The organism is Mesorhizobium sp. M1078, from assembly GCF_040318615.1.
Taxonomy (GTDB): Bacteria; Pseudomonadota; Alphaproteobacteria; order Rhizobiales; family Rhizobiaceae; genus Mesorhizobium.
This window is the reverse complement of the sequence record NZ_JAMYMP010000002.1, coordinates 340,970-357,996: the sequence shown is the minus strand read 5'-3', so window position 1 is coordinate 357,996 and position 17,027 is coordinate 340,970. Positions and strand designations below refer to the sequence as shown.

Annotated in this window: 14 protein-coding genes; 9 read left to right on the top strand and 5 right to left on the bottom strand. The window is 63.4% G+C overall.

The window, feature by feature from the left end:
• Positions 1-242 precede the first annotated feature (242 nt).
• Positions 243-620, bottom strand: a complete 378-nt coding sequence (locus NKH38_RS05860; protein WP_352761555.1) for a COG4315 family predicted lipoprotein — start codon at positions 618-620, stop codon at positions 243-245.
• A 218-nt stretch (positions 621-838) separates the two neighbouring features.
• Here NKH38_RS05860 and NKH38_RS05855 point away from each other — a divergent pair, with 218 nt between their 5' ends.
• The 4 genes from NKH38_RS05855 (at position 839) to NKH38_RS05840 (ending at position 5,954) form a co-directional block, all read left to right on the top strand.
• Positions 839-1,588, top strand: coding sequence for a cytochrome c biogenesis CcdA family protein (locus tag NKH38_RS05855; RefSeq protein WP_352761553.1), 750 nt, complete (start codon positions 839-841; stop codon positions 1,586-1,588).
• A 122-nt stretch (positions 1,589-1,710) separates the two neighbouring features.
• The gene (gene glmU / locus NKH38_RS05850; RefSeq protein ID WP_352761550.1) at positions 1,711-3,084 is read left to right on the top strand and encodes a bifunctional UDP-N-acetylglucosamine diphosphorylase/glucosamine-1-phosphate N-acetyltransferase GlmU; all 1,374 of its coding nucleotides are present in this window, start codon (positions 1,711-1,713) and stop codon (positions 3,082-3,084) included.
• A gap of 195 nt (positions 3,085-3,279) precedes the next feature.
• A complete protein-coding gene (gene glmS / locus NKH38_RS05845; protein ID WP_023688321.1) occupies positions 3,280-5,103 on the top strand; it encodes a glutamine--fructose-6-phosphate transaminase (isomerizing) in 1,824 nt (607 codons plus the stop codon).
• A gap of 92 nt (positions 5,104-5,195) precedes the next feature.
• A complete protein-coding gene (locus tag NKH38_RS05840) occupies positions 5,196-5,954 on the top strand; it encodes a DUF502 domain-containing protein (protein ID WP_352761547.1) in 759 nt (252 codons plus the stop codon).
• Here the strand turns inward: NKH38_RS05840 and recG are convergent.
• Positions 5,906-8,014, bottom strand: coding sequence for an ATP-dependent DNA helicase RecG (gene recG / locus NKH38_RS05835; protein ID WP_352761544.1), 2,109 nt, complete (start codon positions 8,012-8,014; stop codon positions 5,906-5,908). The genes NKH38_RS05840 and recG overlap by 49 nt on opposite strands.
• A gap of 314 nt (positions 8,015-8,328) precedes the next feature.
• Here recG and NKH38_RS05830 point away from each other — a divergent pair, with 314 nt between their 5' ends.
• The 5 genes from NKH38_RS05830 to NKH38_RS05810 all read left to right on the top strand — a co-directional run bounded on the left by NKH38_RS05830 (position 8,329) and on the right by NKH38_RS05810 (position 14,538).
• Positions 8,329-8,616, top strand: coding sequence for an FAD assembly factor SdhE (locus NKH38_RS05830; protein WP_023681561.1), 288 nt, complete (start codon positions 8,329-8,331; stop codon positions 8,614-8,616).
• Positions 8,617-8,626: 10 nt separating this feature from the next.
• Positions 8,627-12,124: a transcription-repair coupling factor gene (gene mfd, locus NKH38_RS05825; RefSeq protein WP_352761541.1), complete on the top strand. Its 3,498-nt coding sequence runs from the start codon at positions 8,627-8,629 to the stop codon at positions 12,122-12,124.
• Positions 12,125-12,259: 135 nt separating this feature from the next.
• Positions 12,260-12,592, top strand: coding sequence for an Mpo1-like protein (locus NKH38_RS05820; RefSeq protein ID WP_352761539.1), 333 nt, complete (start codon positions 12,260-12,262; stop codon positions 12,590-12,592).
• Position 12,593: 1 nt separating this feature from the next.
• A complete protein-coding gene (locus NKH38_RS05815) occupies positions 12,594-13,028 on the top strand; it encodes a DUF3995 domain-containing protein (RefSeq protein ID WP_352761536.1) in 435 nt (144 codons plus the stop codon).
• A 136-nt stretch (positions 13,029-13,164) separates the two neighbouring features.
• Positions 13,165-14,538, top strand: coding sequence for a class II 3-deoxy-7-phosphoheptulonate synthase (locus NKH38_RS05810; protein WP_352761534.1), 1,374 nt, complete (start codon positions 13,165-13,167; stop codon positions 14,536-14,538).
• 58 nt (positions 14,539-14,596) lie between these two features.
• Here NKH38_RS05810 and NKH38_RS05805 read toward each other — a convergent pair whose 3' ends face one another.
• The 3 genes from NKH38_RS05805 to NKH38_RS05795 all read right to left on the bottom strand — a co-directional run bounded on the left by NKH38_RS05805 (position 14,597) and on the right by NKH38_RS05795 (position 16,901).
• Entirely contained in the window at positions 14,597-15,367 is a 771-nt protein-coding gene (locus NKH38_RS05805; RefSeq protein ID WP_352761532.1) for an RES family NAD+ phosphorylase, read from the bottom strand.
• Complete coding sequence (locus NKH38_RS05800) at positions 15,327-15,725, bottom strand: MbcA/ParS/Xre antitoxin family protein (RefSeq protein ID WP_023681556.1); 399 nt, start codon at positions 15,723-15,725, stop codon at positions 15,327-15,329. Before NKH38_RS05800 ends, NKH38_RS05805 begins: the two co-directional genes overlap by 41 nt.
• A gap of 105 nt (positions 15,726-15,830) precedes the next feature.
• Entirely contained in the window at positions 15,831-16,901 is a 1,071-nt protein-coding gene (locus NKH38_RS05795) for a GGDEF domain-containing protein (RefSeq protein ID WP_023681555.1), read from the bottom strand.
• Positions 16,902-17,027: the final 126 nt, after the last annotated feature.

The following is a 17,027-nucleotide window of genomic DNA, read 5'->3' as shown; positions in this document are numbered from 1 at the left end:
GCGCTTTTGCGATCGGTCAAGGGCAAGCGGCCAAAATGCGGAGGCGTGTGCCGCAATACACTCTTAGAGTGTATGGAGAAGATCACAAAATTTTTGTCTGGGAGGGTTCGTGTTTCGAGCCACCGGGAAAGGCGCCGCGACCAGTTCGTGCTGCCCGTAAATGCCGAACTGGTCGCCGGGTCGCTTGGAGCCGGCGGCCAGCCGAGTCCCGCCGATGGGGTGCGGGATAGAGGTTCGGACGATCAGTCGGCCTTGACGATGTGCCAGACTTCGCCGACGCCGTCGCCGGTGATGTCACCGGCCTTCTTGTCCTTGATGAAGGTGTAGACCGGCTTGCCGTCATAGGCCCACATCTTGGTGCCGTCGGTGCGTTCGACGATGGTCCATTCGTCGTCCGCCTTGGCGCCATCCTCGGCCTTCAGCGGCGGCCAGTTGGTGGCGCATTTGTCATAGCAGTTGGTCCTGCCCTTCTCGTCCTTGTCATAGGTATAGAGCGTCATGCCATTGGCATCGGTGTAGATCTTGGTGCCACCGACTTCGGCTTCCTTCCACGCTTCGGCGGCGAAGGATGCGGCGGTGCTGAGCAGAAGGGCGGCCAGGCCGACGGTGATCGTTTTCATGGAAATCTCCCTGGTGATCCGACGAAGCGCGCAGAAATCGCGGCTTCGCTCTGTGAACGTTCGGCGAGGGATATTTCTTCCCCGGCTTGGTCAACTTGGGATTGGCCGACAACAATTCGTCCGGCCGGATCGTATCTGTAGCCAAATTCCACACGATGGTGATTGGCGAACACGATTTTGCGTCGCTATATCGGCGCCAAGGAATCTGGAGTTCTGGAATGCCATTGGACATCGGCTATGTCAGCGCGGTCGGAGCGGGGGCGATCTCGTTCCTGTCGCCTTGCGTGCTGCCGCTGGTGCCGCCCTATCTCTGCTACATGGCCGGCGTGTCGGTCGACGACTTTCGCGGTGGCGGTGCCGGCGTCACGGCCAAGGCCGGCGCCCGCGGCGCGCTCATCTATTCCTCGCTCGCCTTCGTACTCGGTTTCTCCACCGTGTTCGTGGCGCTTGGCGCCGGCGCCTCGACCATCGGCCACTGGCTGCGCGTCTGGCAGGAGCCGCTGGCGATGGCGGCCGGGGTGCTGATCATCCTGATGGGGCTGAATTTCCTCGGCATCCTGCGCATACCACTTCTGTCGCGCGAGGCGCGCTTTCAGTCGCAGGGCAAGCCTGCCAGCATGGTCGCCGCCTATGTCATGGGGCTGGCCTTCGCCTTTGGCTGGACGCCGTGCATCGGCCCGGTGCTGGGGCCGATCCTGACCTTGGCCGGCGGCCGCGAGACGGTGGGCGAGGGCGCTCTTCTGCTTGCCGCCTATTCGCTTGGCCTCGGCATTCCGTTCCTGATTGCTGCCCTGTTCTCCGGCGCCTTCATGCGCTTCCTCGGCAGGTTCCGCGTCCATCTCGGCCGCGTCGAAAAGGCGATCGGCGCGCTGCTGGTTATCGCCGGCGTGTTCTTCCTCACCGGTGGCGTGCAGACGGTGTCCTATTGGCTGCTGGAGACCTTTCCGGTGCTGGGCCGGCTGGGGTAGAGATCCGCTGATCGAGAGTGAACTGCCTCATCACCTCACCGGAATTTAACCGCATTGGTGCAGCATGCGCCAGATGCTACCACTCTCCGATTCCTGATCCCTTTTCAGATGGTTGTCCTTCCATGAGCCAGAGATCCTGTCTGTCCGTCATCCTCGCCGCCGGCGAAGGCACGCGCATGAAGAGCGCTCTGCCCAAGGTGCTGCACCAGATCGCCGGGCTGCCGATGGTCGCCCATGTTGTGAAGGCGGCCGGGGCCGCCGGTGCTGCCAGCCAGGCGCTGGTGATCGGCCATGGGGCGGAGGAAATGCGCAAGGCTGCGGCGAAGTTCGCCCCCAAGGCCGAGACGTTCGTGCAGGAGAAGCGGCTCGGCACTGCGCATGCCGTGCTGGCTGCGCGCGATGCGATATCAAAGGATTATGACGATATTCTCGTGATGTTCGGCGACACGCCGCTGATCGATGCTGAAGCCCTGGTGGCCGCGCGGCAAAAGCTTGCCGATGGCGCGGCTGTTGTGGTGATCGGCTTCCGCCCGCCCAGCCCGGCCGACTATGGCCGGCTGATCGAAAAGGGCGGCAAGCTCACCGCCATCCGCGAGGAGAAGGACTGCTCCGCCGAGGAAAAGAAGATCGGCTTCTGTAATGCCGGCATGATGGCGGTGGCGGGCAAGCATGCGCTCGAACTGCTCGACAAGGTCGGCAACAAGAACGCCAAGGGCGAGTTCTATCTCACCGACATCGTCGAGATCGCCAGTGCGAAAGGGCTCGATGTCGTTGCCACCGAAACCAGCTTCGAGAGTGCGCTAGGCATCAACAACCGGGCCGAGCTGGCGCAGGCGGAAGGCATCTGGCAGGTGCGCCGGCGCTACGAGGCCATGCTGTCAGGCGTAACGCTGATCGCGCCGGAGACGGTGTATTTCTCGCACGACACCGAAATCGGCGCCGACACGATCGTCGAGCCCAATGTCTGGTTCGGCCCGGGCGTGAAAATCGCCGGCGGCGCCAAGATCCACGCCTTCAGCCACATCGAAGGCGCGACCGTCGCTGCCAATTGCGACGTCGGTCCGTTCGCACGGCTCAGGCCAGGCGCCGATCTCCGCGAGAAAGCCAAGGTCGGCAATTTCTGCGAGGTCAAGCAGGCGGTCATCGAGGAGGGCGCCAAGGTCAATCATCTGACTTATATCGGCGATGCCCGCGTCGGCGCGGGGGCCAATATCGGCGCCGGCACCATTACCTGCAACTATGACGGCTACTCGAAGTTTTTCACCGACATCGGCGAGGGCGCCTTCATCGGTTCGAACTCGTCGCTGGTGGCGCCGGTTACGATCGGCAAGGGCGGCTACATCGCCTCGGGTAGCGTCATAACCGAAAGCGTGCCGGACGATGCGCTGGCCTTCGGCCGCGCCCGCCAGAAGACCATTCCCGGCAAGGGCAAGGAATTGCGCGAGCGCTTCGCGTCTGCCGCAGCGGCGAAGAAAAAGGCCGGCACCGACCATTAACCGCCGAAGCAATTGAACAACCGAGGAATTGCGGTAACCGGATTGCAAGAGCGGTGTGTCATGGTGCATCGGGTTGAGAAGCGTTCCGTTACAGCAGACGAAACGCAAAGTGACTTTCGCGGCGGGCCGGCAATCCCTAGATAGCGCTGGTTTTCCATCGGGACTGGTTTTCCAGCGGGAATTGGGGGCAGGCATATGTGCGGTATCGTCGGAATTGTCGGCCAGAGCCAGGTCGCGCCGCTCATCGTCGATGCGCTGAAGCGGCTGGAATATCGCGGCTATGACTCGGCCGGTGTCGCCACGGTCGAGCATGGCCGGCTTGGCCGCCGCCGCGCCGAAGGCAAGCTGATCAACCTCGAACGCCGGCTGAAGGACGAGCCGCTCAATGGCACGATCGGCATCGGCCACACGCGCTGGGCCACGCATGGCGTGCCCAACGAGACCAACGCCCATCCGCATTTTTCCAACGGCGTCGCCATCGTTCACAACGGCATCATCGAGAATTTCGCCGAGTTGCGCGATGAGCTGATCCGCGACGGCTATTCCTTCTCGTCGCAGACCGACACCGAGGTCGTAGCGCATCTGGTGGCGCGCGAACTCGCCAAGGGGTTGAAGCCGATCGAGGCGGCGCATCAGGCGCTGAAGCGGCTGGAAGGCGCCTTTGCTCTGGCCATCATGTTCACCGGCGACGAGGACCTCATCGTCGGCGCCCGCAATGGCCCGCCGCTGGCCGTCGGCCATGGCGATGGCGAGATGTTTCTGGGCTCCGACGCCATCGCGCTGGCGCCGTTCACCAATTCCATCACCTATCTCGAAGACGGCGACTGGGCGGTGGTGCGCCGCGATGGCGTCACCATTTTCGACATCGACGGCAAAGAGGTTGCCCGCAAGCGCCAGCAATCGCTGTCGACCAGCTTCATGGTCGACAAGGGCAACCGCCGCCATTTCATGGAAAAGGAAATCCATGAACAGCCGGAAGTGATCTCGCACACGCTGGCGCACTATGTCGATTTCGTCTCCGGCGTGTCGAAGCCGCTGGAGCTGCCGTTCGACTTCGCCAAGATCGGCCGGCTGGCGATCTCGGCCTGCGGCACCGCCTATCTAGCCGGCCTGATCAGCAAATACTGGTTCGAGCGCTATGCGCGGCTGCCGGTCGACATCGATGTCGCCTCGGAATTCCGCTATCGCGAAATGCCGTTATCGGCTGATGATGCTGCCTTCTTCATCTCGCAGTCCGGCGAAACCGCCGACACTCTGGCCTCGCTGCGCTATTGCCGCAAGGCGGGCATGAAGATCGGCGCCATCGTCAATGTGCGCGAATCGACCATGGCGCGCGAATCCGACGTCGTGCTGCCGACGTTGGCCGGGCCGGAGATCGGCGTCGCCTCGACCAAGGCTTTCACCTGCCAGCTTTCGGTGCTGGCCTCGCTGGCGGTGCGTGCGGGTGTGGCCCGCGGCACGATCTCGAAGGACGAGGAAAAGACTCTGGTGCGCGCTCTTTCGGAGGCGCCTCGCTACGCCAACCAGGTGCTCAAGCTCGAGGAGCAGATCGAGCGCATCGCGCGCGAAATCTCGCGCTACAAGGACGTGCTCTATCTCGGCCGCGACACCAATTTCCCGCTGGCCATGGAAGGCGCGCTGAAACTCAAGGAAATCTCTTACATCCATGCCGAGGGCTATGCCGCGGGCGAACTGAAACACGGGCCGATCGCGCTGATCGACGAGAACATGCCGGTCATCGTCATCGCGCCGCATGACCGCATCTTCGAAAAGACGGTGTCGAACATGCAGGAAGTGGCGGCGCGCGGCGGCAAGATCATCCTGATCACCGACGCCAAGGGCGCGGCGCAGGTCAGCGTCAAGACGATGGAGACGATCATCCTGCCAGACGTGCCGGAAATCATCTCGCCGATCATCTACGCGCTGCCGATCCAGATGCTGGCCTACTACGCCGCCGTCTTCATGGGCACCGACGTCGACCAGCCGCGCAATCTGGCGAAATCGGTGACCGTGGAGTAGTCGGCGCTCATCGGCGGTCTTAAAAACTTCGCGGTTCCAAAGCGCCGTTCGCTTCACTAGTGTGGCCCTGCAACCCGCGTCCCCGGTGAACCATGTCTGATGCTCCCAGAACTTCCGGCATGACCCGGCTGAGGAACTATTTCCTCACAGGCTTTATCGTCTGCGCGCCGCTGGCGATCACCGCCTATATCGCTTGGTCGTTCGTCGGCTGGGTCGATTCCTGGGTGAAGCCGTACATTCCGGCGCGCTACAGCCCCGACGCCTATTTGCCGTTTCCGGTGCCCGGCTTCGGCCTGATCGTGGCGCTCGTGCTGATCACGCTGATCGGCTTCATGACCGCCAACATCGTCGGCCGCGCGATCGTCAATTTCGGCGAACGGCTGCTTGGCCGTATGCCGCTGGTGCGCGGCATCTACGGTTCGCTGAAGCAGATATTCCAGACGGTGCTTTCGAACAAGGGTGATATGTTCCGCCAGGTCGGGCTGGTCGAATATCCGCGAAAAGGCGTCTGGTCGCTGGTGTTCGTCGCCAGTGAAAAGGAAACCGAGATCAACCAGAAGCTCGACCATGCAGGCGACCCGATGATCGCCGTGTTCATGCCGTGCACGCCGAACCCTACCACCGGTTTCCTGATGTACGTGCCGAAATCCGACGTCGTGCTGCTCGACATGACGATTGAGGATGGCGCCAGGCTGATCGTCTCGGCCGGGCTGGTGGCGCCCGAAGTCAAGCCGAAGATGGTGACGATGAACGGCCAGCCGATCGACGGAGATCTCGCCAACCCGCCGCTTGGTGCTTTGGCTCAGCCGGCACGCAAGAGCCGCACGGCCTCGTCGCGGCCGAACAAATAGAGCAGCAGCCGCAGCGCCTCGCCGCGCTCAGACTGTAGTTCCGGATCACGCGACAGGATCAGCCTTGCATCGTCGCGGGCTGCTTCGAGCAAGTCGGCGTGCACCTCGATGCGCGCCACCTGGAAGCCCGGCGTGCCGGACTGGCGGGTGCCGAGCAATTCGCCTTCGCCGCGCAGCTTCAGATCCTCTTCGGCGATCAGGAACCCGTCCTCGGTCTCGCGCATCACCGACAGCCGGCGCTTGGCCGTTTCGCCGAGCGGGTCCTTGTAGAGCAGCACGCAGGAAGAAGGCTTGTCGCCGCGGCCGACGCGGCCGCGCAACTGGTGCAGTTGCGCCAGGCCAAAACGCTCGGCATGCTCGATGACCATGATCGTGGCGTCCGGCACGTCGACGCCGACCTCGATAACGGTGGTGGCGATCAGGATGCGGGTTTCGCCGGCCTTGAAGGCGCGCATCGCCTCGTCCTTTTCGGCGCCCTTCATGCGGCCATGGACGAGGCCGATGCGATCGCCGAACAAGGGCTGCAGCGAGGCAAAACGGTCCTCGGCCGACATCAGCTTGATCTCTTCGGATTCCTCGACCAGCGGGCAGATCCAGTAGATCTTCTGGCCGTCGGCAACCGCGTCCAGCATGCGACCGACCAACTCGTCCAGCCGTTCCAGTGGCAGCGTGACGGTGCGGATCGGCTGGCGGCCGATCGGTTTTTCCGTCAGCTTGGAGGCGTCCATGTCGCCGAAGGCGGTCAGCACCAGAGTGCGCGGGATCGGCGTCGCCGTCATCACCAGCATGTCGGGGGCGTCGCCCTTGGCGGTGATGGCAAGCCGCTGGTGGACGCCGAAGCGGTGTTGCTCGTCGACCACGGCAAAGACGAGGTCGTGATAGGTCACCGTTTCCTGGAACAGCGCATGGGTGCCGACGACGATGTCGATCTCGCCGCTGGCGAGACCTGATAGCGTTTCAGTGCGTTCGCGGCCCTTTTCGCGGCCGGTCAGGATAGCGACGCGCAGGCCGGCCTGTTCGGCCAGCGGCGTGATTGTAGCCAGATGCTGGCGCGCCAGGATTTCGGTCGGCGCCATCAAGGCCGCCTGGCCGCCGGCCTCGACTGCGCGCCCCATGGCCAGCAGCGCCACTACCGTCTTGCCGGAGCCGACATCGCCTTGCAGCAGGCGCAGCATGCGCTCGGGGTCGGCCAGATCGGCATTGATTTCGGCAAGCGCGAATTCCTGGCTGCCGGTCAATGAATACGGCAGGGCTGCGCGCAGTTTCTCGACGATGCGACCGTCGCCGATGAGCGGCCGGCCCGACAGCCGGCGCACTTTTGCCCGCACCAATGCCAGCGAGACCTGGCCGGCGAGAAGCTCGTCATAGGCAAGGCGGCGCCATGCCACCCCCTCGATGGCGACATCGATCGGGTCCGCGGGATAGTGGATGCGGGCGAGCGCGTCGGCGAAGGCGGGGAAAGTCTGCTTGCGCATGAAGGCGCCGTCCTGCCATTCCGGCAATTCCGGCAGCCGGCCGAGCGCCTGGCCGATGGCGCGGCGCAGCACCTTGCCCGACAGGCCGGCGGTCAGCGGATAGACCGGTTCGACCAGCGGCAGTGTTTCCGCCTCGCTCACCAGGGCGATATGGTCGGGATGGACCATGGTCGGGCGGCCGTTGAACCACTCCATGCGGCCGGAGACGACGACATGCTCGCCCACCGGCATCGCCTTTTCGAGATAGGCGGCATGGGCGTGGAAGAAGATCAGGCCGATCTCGCCGGTGTCGTCATGGGCATAGACGCGGTAAGGCACCGACCGGTTGCCGCGCGGCGGCGGCTGGTGGCGGTCGATGCGCACGTCGAGCGTGACGATGGCGCCGGCCGGCGCAAGCGCGATGCCGGGACGATTGCGACGGTCGATGACGGTGTGCGGCAGCACGAACAACAGGTCGCCCGCGCGCGCCGGCCGTTCGCCGAGATCGGCCGCCACCACCTTCTCGATCAGAGCGCCAACCTTGGGGCCGACGCCGGCAAGCGAAGTGATGGGGACGAAGAGAGGGTCGAGGAGGGAGGGGCGCATGCCTTTACCCTCCCCCCTGTGGGGAGGGTCGATCCGCGAAGCGGAGCGGGGTGGGGGTTGGTGCGCGTCTAACTTTCGAGGAAGTCGGTAGGTCAGCGCCGCACCCCCACCCCGTCTCACCCGCTTCGCTTTGCGAAGCGTGCTCGCCGACCCTCCCCACAAGGGGGAGGGTGAAGTGCGGGCGGTGTCCGGCACCAGCGTTGTCAGGAGTGTTCTTCACACCCGGGATGTTTAGCCGCCCACCCGTGCGTTGCAAGGCTGACACCGCCCTCTATCCACGCTATATGCGCCGCACCAAGCAAGGATGCGGCACGATGACCGGGACGAAACGATCAAGCGAGGGGCTGGATATCAGGCGCCGCAAGCTGTTGTTCCGCTCCTGGCATCGCGGGATGCGCGAGATGGACCTTATCCTCGGTACGTTTGCCGACAACGAGATCGGCGCCTTGACCGGCGATGAAATCGACCAATATGAAAGGCTGCTCGACATTCCCGACACCGAATTCCTGCCCATGGTCACCGGCGAACGCCCGGTTCCCAGGAATATCGACTGTGCCGTCCTGCAAAAGATCCTGGCATCGCGCCGGACCATGACATTTTAAACGTGCAACCATGAGCCTCATTCCCAAAATCGGTCTGCCGAAAGGCCGTGCCGGCCAGTTCATCGTCGACGGCGTTGCCGATGGCTACGAAGCCTTTGCGCTGGTGCAGGCGATCCATGAGATTGCGCCTGACAAACCGGTGCTGTTCGTGGCGCGCGACGGCCAGCGCCTGCCGTCGATCATCGAGGCGCTGACCTTTGCCGCCCCCGGCCTGCCGGTGCTGGAGTTGCCGGCCTGGGATTGCCTGCCCTATGACCGCGTTTCGCCAGGCTCCGATGCCGCTGCCAAGCGGCTCGACGCCCTGACGGCGATGATCGCGCTGGCAAAAAAGCCGCATCGCGCGGTCATCCTGACCACTGCCAATGCGCTGCTGCAGCGCATTCCGCCGGCCGATCTGGTCGAAGCGCAGACTTTCCACGCAAAGCCCGGCAACCAGATCGACATGAACGCGCTGGTGTCCCGGCTGGAGATTTCCGGCTTCGAGCGGGTGCCGACGGTGCGCGGTATCGGCGAATTCGCCGTGCGCGGCGGCATCCTCGACCTCTACGCACCCGGCTGGACGGAAGCACTGCGGCTCGATTTCTTCGGCGACACGCTGGAATCGATCCGCGTCTTCGACGCCGCCACGCAGCGCACCACCGGCCAGCGCAAGTCGATGGCGCTGCAGGCGATGAGTGAAGTGGCGCTGACCCCCGAAACCATCAGCCGCTTCCGCCGCTCCTATATCGAAGCCTTTGGCGCGCCGCAGCGCGACGACGGCCTTTATGCGGCGGTGAGCGAAGGGCGGCGCTTTGCCGGCATGGAGCACTGGCTGCCGCTGTTCTACGAGCGGCTGGAGACAGTGTTTGATTATCTGCCGGATGCGCCTGTCATCTTCGACCATCTGGCGCACGAAGCGCTGGCTGAGCGTCACACGCTGATCCTCGACCACTACGAAGCGCGCCGCAAACAGGCCGACGCTGCCTTGAAGGACGCCGTGCCCTACAAGCCGGTGGCGCCGGACCTGCTCTATCTCTCACCGGAAAACCTCGTAGCGTCCCTCGGACCGCGCGAAGCCATCGACTTCACCGCCTTCGACGCGCCCGATGTCGGGGCCAAAAAGGTGTTCCATGGCGGTTCGCGCCACGGCCGCAGCTTCGCCGAGGAACGTGCCGACCCCAACGCCAACGTCTTCGACGTCGTGGTGAAGCATATTGCCGACGAGCGCGCGGCACGCCGGCGGGTCATCGTCGCCGGTTGGACCGAAGGATCGCTCGATCGGCTCGGCCAGATCCTGGCCGAGCATCATCTCGGCAATCTGGTGCCGGTGGCGACGTTGGCCGAGGCGGAAAAACTCGAGCCGGGCCAGGCGGCGCTTGCGGTGCTGCCGCTGGAATCCGGCTTCGAGACCGAACAACTGGTCGTCGTCGCCGAACAGGATATTCTGGGCGACCGGCTGATCCGGCGCTCGAAGCGCAAGAAGCGCGCGTCGGATTTCATCGCCGAGGCGTCGTCGTTGTCGGCGGGCGACATCGTCGTCCATGCTGATCACGGCATTGGCCGTTTCATCGGCCTGCGCACCATCGAGGCGGTCGGTGCGCCGCATGATTGCCTGGAAATCCACTATGCCGGCGACGACCGGCTGTTCCTGCCGGTGGAAAACATCGAGCTTCTGTCGCGCTACGGCTCTGACACAGCCGAGGCGACGCTGGACAAGCTCGGCGGCGGCGCCTGGCAGTCGCGCAAGGCGCGGCTGAAGAAGCGCCTGCTCGACATGGCCGGACAGTTGATCCGCATTGCCGCCGAGCGCCAGATGCGTACCGCGCCGCCCATGGTGCCGGCGGAAGGGCTTTACGGCGAATTCTCGGCGCGCTTTCCCTATGAGGAGACCGACGACCAGCAGGGCGCGATCGATGCCGTCGTGGACGATCTCGGCGCCGGCAAGCCGATGGACCGGCTGATCTGCGGCGATGTCGGCTTCGGCAAGACCGAAGTGGCGTTGCGCGCCGCCTTCATCGCGGCGATGGAAGGGTTCCAGGTCGCGGTCGTGGTGCCGACGACGCTGTTGTCGCGCCAGCATTTCAAGACTTTTTCGCAGCGCTTCTCCGGCCTGCCGATCCGCGTCGGCCAGGCCTCGCGGCTGGTCGGCGCCAAGGAACTGGCGGAAACCAAGAAAGCCATCGCCGAGGGGCAGGTCGACATCGTCATCGGCACCCATGCACTGCTCGGGTCGGCGATCTCGTTCAAGAATCTCGGCCTGCTGATCATCGACGAGGAGCAGCATTTTGGAGTCAAGCACAAGGAACGGCTGAAGGACCTCAAGACCGACGTCCACGTGCTGACGCTGTCGGCGACGCCGATCCCGCGCACGCTGCAGCTTGCCTTGACCGGCGTGCGCGAACTGTCGCTGATCGCCACGCCGCCGGTCGACCGCATGGCGGTGCGCACCTTCATCTCGCCTTTCGACCCGCTGGTCATCCGCGAGACGCTGCTGCGCGAACGCTACCGCGGCGGCCATTCGTTCTATGTCGTTCCGCGCATCAGCGATCTCGCCGAAATCCATGATTTCCTGCGCGAATCCGTCCCCGAGCTGAAGGTGGCGGTGGCCCATGGCCAGATGCCGCCGGGCGAACTCGACGACATCATGAACGCCTTCTATGACGGCCAGTACGACGTGCTGTTGTCGACCACCATCGTCGAATCCGGGCTCGACATTCCGACCGCCAACACGCTGATCATCCATCGCGCCGATATGTTCGGCCTGTCGCAGCTCTACCAGCTGCGCGGCCGCGTCGGCCGTTCCAAGGTGCGGGCATATGCGTTGTTCACGCTGCCGGCCAATCGCAAGCTCACCGACACCGCCGAGCGCCGGCTGAAGGTGCTGCAATCGCTGGACACGCTTGGCGCCGGCTTCCAGCTCGCCAGCCACGACCTCGACATCAGGGGCGCCGGCAATCTACTCGGCGAAGAACAATCCGGACACATCAAGGAGGTCGGCTTCGAGCTTTACCAGCAGATGCTGGAAGAGGCGGTGGCCGAGGTGAAGGACTCGGGCGAGGTCCAGGACGGCGGCTGGTCGCCGCAGATCGCTGTCGGCACGGCTGTCATGATCCCGGAAAGCTACGTGCCGGACCTTCAGCTCAGGCTGGCGCTCTACCGCCGCCTTGGCGATCTCGAAAACACCGAGGAGATCGATGCTTTCGGCGCCGAGCTGATCGACCGCTTCGGCCCGCTGCCGGAAGAAGTGAAGCATCTGCTCAAGATCGTCTTCATCAAGGCACTCTGCCGCAGGGCCAATGTCGAAAAGCTCGATGCCGGCCCCAAGGGCGTCGTCATCCATTTCCGCAAGCGCGAGTTTTCCAACCCGGTCGGGCTGGTCAAGTACATCGGCGAACAGGGCTCGCTGGCCAAGATCAGGGCCGACCACAGCGTGGTCTTCATTCGCGACTGGCCAACGGCGGAGAAGCGCCTGGCGGGCTCGGCGGTCGTGATGACGCAACTGGCGCGGCTGGTGGACAAGGCCGCCTAGTTGTGGGACTTCGCTTAGCAAAGACCGCTTCTGGGTCTGCGACGATTGGAGCCATTGAAGTATTTTGGCCCAAGGGATCAGTTTGACCCAAGGGATCAGATGGATCCTGCAACTCATCGCTGAACGGGGAAATCCATGAACCCGCAGACCTTCGATGAATACTGGCTCGGTTATCTTGCCGGCCATTCAAAACCTTCGACTCGGTTTGTCCACTATATCGGCCTGTTTTTCGCGCCGCTCGCCGGGATCGCGGCCTCCTTTCTCGTCGTCTGGTGGGCTTTCCTGGTCATCATTCCGTTCTTCTATGTCGCGGCTTTTCTCACTCACCCTTTCCTTGAGCACAACAGCAACAAGCCGTTTGCGGATCGGCCGTTATGGAGCGCCATCGCCTTGCTGCGCATGCTTGCACTTGATCTGACAGGTGGGCTCGGTCGCCAGCTCAGGCGATTGAACGAGGTCGCCCGATAGTATGGCGACAGCGGTTGTCGCTCTCTGTTCGGCCATTCTGCTGCTCGGGGCCGGCTTTCATCTCTATTGGGGTCTCGGTGGGAGTGTTGGCGCCGGCGTCGCGTTGCCGCAACGCGAGGACGGCACTCCCGCCGTCAAGGAGACGGCCTTTGGGGCGATGGTGGTAGGGTTGATCCTGGCGCTGGTGCTGCTGCTGATTTTCGGCTTCACCAATGTGATCCGCCTGCCGGTGCCCCAACAACTGCTGAAGGCGGGCATCATCCTGTGGGCGCTTATCTTCACCGTAAGGGCTTTGAGCTGGTCGAGATATTTCGGGCTGTTCAAGCAGGTAAGGACCACGCGTTTTGCCAGCTATGACAGCTGGTTCTACAGCCCGTCATGTCTGCTGCTGGGGCTGGGCCTTTTCTATCTCGCTTTGTCACAGACGGCAGAGTGAACTGCCAGCCACCCATTCGCCAGCGCTTGAATTCCGGTCTAGAATAGGAAATCGGCTTCGTGTATGGAGCCGCGATCCCCATGTGGGGCGGGAATGGCGGGCAAAAGCCTGCTGGAAAAGGCGTTTGGGTGCAGCGATGACGAAATGGTCGCCGAATTCTTGGAGAGCGAAGCCGATCAAGCAGGTTCCTGCCTATCCGGACCTTGCCGCGCTGAAGAGCACGGAAGCCCAGCTCGCCACCTTTCCGCCGCTGGTTTTTGCAGGTGAGGCGCGCAAGCTGAAGAAGCAACTTGCAGCTGTCGCTGCCGGTGACGCATTCCTTCTGCAGGGCGGCGATTGCGCCGAGAGTTTCGCCGAGCATGGCGCGGACAACATCCGCGACTTCTTCCGCGTCTTCCTGCAGATGTCGGTGGTGCTGACCTTTGCCGGCGCACAGCCGGTGGTGAAGGTCGGCCGTGTTGCCGGCCAGTTCGCCAAGCCGCGCTCGTCCGACAATGAGACCAAGGGCGAAGTGACGCTGCCGAGCTACCGTGGCGACATCATCAATGGCATCGAGTTCGACCCGAAGTCGCGCATTCCCGACCCGGCCCGCCAGGAGATGGCTTACCGCCAGTCGGCGGCGACGCTCAACCTGTTGCGCGCCTTCGCCCAGGGCGGCTATGCCAGCCTAGAGAACGTGCATAGCTGGATGCTGGGTTTCGTCTCCGACAGCCCGCAAGGCGAGAAGTATGGCATGCTCGCCAACCGCATCACCGAGACGATGGACTTCATGAAGGCCGTCGGCATCACCTCGGAGACCAACTACGCGCTGCGCGAGACCGACTTTTACACCAGTCACGAGGCGCTGCTGCTCGGCTATGAAGAGGCGCTGACCCGCGTCGATTCGACCTCCGGCGACTGGTACGCAACGTCGGGCCACATGATCTGGATCGGCGACCGCACCCGACAGCCCGACCATGCGCATGTCGAATATTGCCGCGGCATCAAGAACCCGCTCGGCCTCAAATGCGGTCCGTCGCTGACGCCGGATGGTTTGCTGGAGCTGATCGACCTGCTCAATCCGGAGAACGAGCCGGGGCGGCTGACGCTGATCGCGCGCTTCGGCTCCGACAAGGTCGCCGACCATCTGCCGAAGCTGGTGCGCGCGGTGCAGAAGGAAGGCCGCAGCGTCGTGTGGTCATCCGATCCGATGCACGGCAACACGATCGAGGCAGCCGGCTACAAGACGCGGCCGTTCGACCGCATCCTCAAGGAAGTCCAGACCTTCTTCGAGGTGCATCGCGCCGAAGGCACGCATCCCGGCGGCATCCATGTCGAAATGACCGGCAAGAATGTTACCGAATGCACCGGCGGCGCCCGCGCCATCACCGCCGAGGAATTGCAGGACCGCTACCACACCCATTGCGACCCGCGCCTCAACGCCGACCAGGCGATCGAATTGGCTTTCCTCGTCTCCGACCTGTTGAAGAAGAGCCATCCCGTGCAGCACAAGCAGGCTGCCAACGGCTGAACCCGTTTTCAGATTGAAGTGGAAAGCGCCGGAGAGATCCGGCGTTTTTTCGTTTTGATCAACGCCCGCGTTCCCAGCGCAATCCGTTGAGCCGGGGATCGTTGGCAAAGGCAGTTCTGGAAAACTCGATCCGCTTCTCCGGAAATCCTGAGATGGCCTGGACGCCGAACGAGCCCAGCCGGATGTGCCATGTGTGCGGCTCCAGCGGCTTGGCCTTGGTAAAGCCGCGGCATGTCAGCAGCGCCACATTGACGCCCTTCGGGTCGCGCGCCGAACGGTAACGGATCGCCTCCAGCCCGACCTCACGCGCGACATCGGCAATCGCTTGGCTGGCGGCGTAGTCGGTCGGATGCGTCCACTCAGCCTGATCGCGGTCGAGTGGCGGCCGCGTGAGGTCGACAGCCTTGTCGGTGCGGATCGCGGCGGCGAAGGCGGTGTATTCGGCGGCGTCGTGCGGCCATGGCGTGTCGGGCGAATCGGCGAAGAACAACAAGCGGTAGAAGGCCATTTCGGCGACCGCCGTCATGATCGTCTCCGCGGCATAGTAGACACCCAGGGTGCGGCCAGCGCGGCGGAAGCGCGAGCCGTAGGGATAGATCGAGCCGTAGCGGAAGGGCGTCGCCAGGAGATAGTGGAGATGCCGGCATTCCATGGGGATCTGCGGCTTGGTCTCCTCGATCAGATCCTCGAGCAGCGCCTGTTCGTCCAGCGTGTCAACGATCTTCAGCGTCGAGACGCGGTGCTGCGCCTCGACCATGCGCCAGTATTTGCCGTCGAACCGGACGGCTTCAGACGAGAGCGCGTCGGGAGTCCAGATAGGCAATGACATCGACAAGCCCGGTAATGGTGAGGATCTTTTCAAGCGGGCTGCCATCGAACGCGGTATTGGCGTTCTTCAGCCATGCCCGGGCTATCGTCTCGTCACCGCCGACAATGGCGTCGAGCGAACGGAACAGCCGCACGAACAGCACCGCGAGTTCGAACGGCTTGGTGCCGCGCTCCAGCAGGAATTCCTGCCTGCGCATGCGTGAAACCGTGGCTTCCGAGACGCCGATGATCGACGCAAGCACCCTGGCGGTTATATCCAAGAGTTCGGCGGCGCGCAGCGTGGCCTTGGTCAGAACCGCATTTTCGGCCGCCTTCGCGGTCAGATCAGGGGCGGCAGCATTGGGTTGTGTAACAGACATGGCCTCTCTCTTTCCATGGAAAATATAGCCCACGAAAATTCATATGGAAAGAGACGGGATCCGATAAATTTGCCCGTGCCCGGGAATTGGCCGCACGCCGAAGCGTCAGTCTTTCTTGTATAGCAGCCAGTTCTTGCCGGTGCGGCCGGCCATTGTCGAGTGCCGGGTGACGCGGTTGCGCCCGCCAACCTTGGAGCGGTAGAGCGCCCGGTCCGCCTTGGTGTAGAGATCCTCCGGGCTTTCCGCTTCGGAAGCCATGCAGATGCCCATGGAAACGGTCACCGTGCCGTAATTGGCGCCGGTCTGGCTGCTGGTGAACGGCGTCTGTTCGATCAGCACGCGGATGCGTTCGGCGATCTCGTAAGTGGTATCCTCGCTGGCGCCCTCGACGATCAGCGCGAATTCCTCGCCGCCGGTGCGGGCTACGAACATGTCTTCACGGATGCTGGTCTGGAAGATTTCAGCGACGATCTGGATGATCTTGTCGCCGACCGGGTGGCCGTAGCGATCGTTGACACCCTTGAAATGGTCGATGTCGGCAAGGATCAGGGCGTTGAACAGGATCCCCTTGTTGGAGGTGTAAATCGCCGTGATTTGCTTGTCGAAGGCGCGGCGGTTCCAGATATGGGTCAAGGGGTCGGTGTCGGCGAGCCGCTTGTACTCCTCAAGCTTCGACTTGACGCTCTCCAGTTCCGCCGTCTTGTCGCTCAGCGTGGTTGCAACCTGCTTGCCGTGGTCGAGGGTCGAGTTGGTGGCCGCCGCCATGGCGCTGGCGACCTTCTGCAGCAGATCCTGCGAAAGCAGGCTGCGGTTGGCGAGGCCACTCGATGTCTCATCGAGGATCTTGCCGTATTTCTCGATATGGCTACGTTCGCTGCGCAGCAGCAAGGCGATGTCCTCGAGTTCCCTGGCCAGCACGTCGCGCGCCTGCTCGACAATGCCGGGACCGTGATGCTGGGCAAAGAAAGCGCGGCCGATGCGGTCGAGATCGTCCTGCGTCGGCTGGTTGCCGAGCGCGACGACGGCCAGGCCGAGTTCGCGATTGGTGCCTTTCAGTGCTTCGTAGAAGATTTCGTAATTGCGCGGCAGGCCAAGCACGCCGAGCTGACGCATGGTCGCCACAACGGCTGTTGCAATGTCGCTGTTTCGGTCGGTCTGGACGGCTGCCGGCTGCATGTTCTGTTCACTCTGCCTCTGGGAACCATCGCAGACCGTGCGAGATGCCGCCGACCGGAGAGTGCCAGCCGTATTTCGGATCATCCTGCGAAAGACACGTCCCCAATCGCGACATTCGCTTGGCAA

Coding starts and splice junctions, on each gene's coding strand:
- NKH38_RS05860 (WP_352761555.1), bottom strand. CDS start 620: ATGAAAACGATCACCGTCGGCCTGGCCGCCCTTCTGCTCAGCACCGCC.
- NKH38_RS05855 (WP_352761553.1), top strand. CDS start 839: ATGCCATTGGACATCGGCTATGTCAGCGCGGTCGGAGCGGGGGCGATC.
- NKH38_RS05805 (WP_352761532.1), bottom strand. CDS start 15,367: ATGTCATTGCCTATCTGGACTCCCGACGCGCTCTCGTCTGAAGCCGTC.
- NKH38_RS05795 (WP_023681555.1), bottom strand. CDS start 16,901: ATGCAGCCGGCAGCCGTCCAGACCGACCGAAACAGCGACATTGCAACA.
- NKH38_RS05820 (WP_352761539.1), top strand. CDS start 12,260: ATGAACCCGCAGACCTTCGATGAATACTGGCTCGGTTATCTTGCCGGC.
- recG (WP_352761544.1), bottom strand. CDS start 8,014: ATGCGCCCCTCCCTCCTCGACCCTCTCTTCGTCCCCATCACTTCGCTT.
- NKH38_RS05815 (WP_352761536.1), top strand. CDS start 12,594: ATGGCGACAGCGGTTGTCGCTCTCTGTTCGGCCATTCTGCTGCTCGGG.
- NKH38_RS05830 (WP_023681561.1), top strand. CDS start 8,329: ATGACCGGGACGAAACGATCAAGCGAGGGGCTGGATATCAGGCGCCGC.
- NKH38_RS05800 (WP_023681556.1), bottom strand. CDS start 15,725: ATGTCTGTTACACAACCCAATGCTGCCGCCCCTGATCTGACCGCGAAG.
- glmS (WP_023688321.1), top strand. CDS start 3,280: ATGTGCGGTATCGTCGGAATTGTCGGCCAGAGCCAGGTCGCGCCGCTC.
- NKH38_RS05810 (WP_352761534.1), top strand. CDS start 13,165: ATGACGAAATGGTCGCCGAATTCTTGGAGAGCGAAGCCGATCAAGCAG.
- mfd (WP_352761541.1), top strand. CDS start 8,627: ATGAGCCTCATTCCCAAAATCGGTCTGCCGAAAGGCCGTGCCGGCCAG.
- NKH38_RS05840 (WP_352761547.1), top strand. CDS start 5,196: ATGTCTGATGCTCCCAGAACTTCCGGCATGACCCGGCTGAGGAACTAT.
- glmU (WP_352761550.1), top strand. CDS start 1,711: ATGAGCCAGAGATCCTGTCTGTCCGTCATCCTCGCCGCCGGCGAAGGC.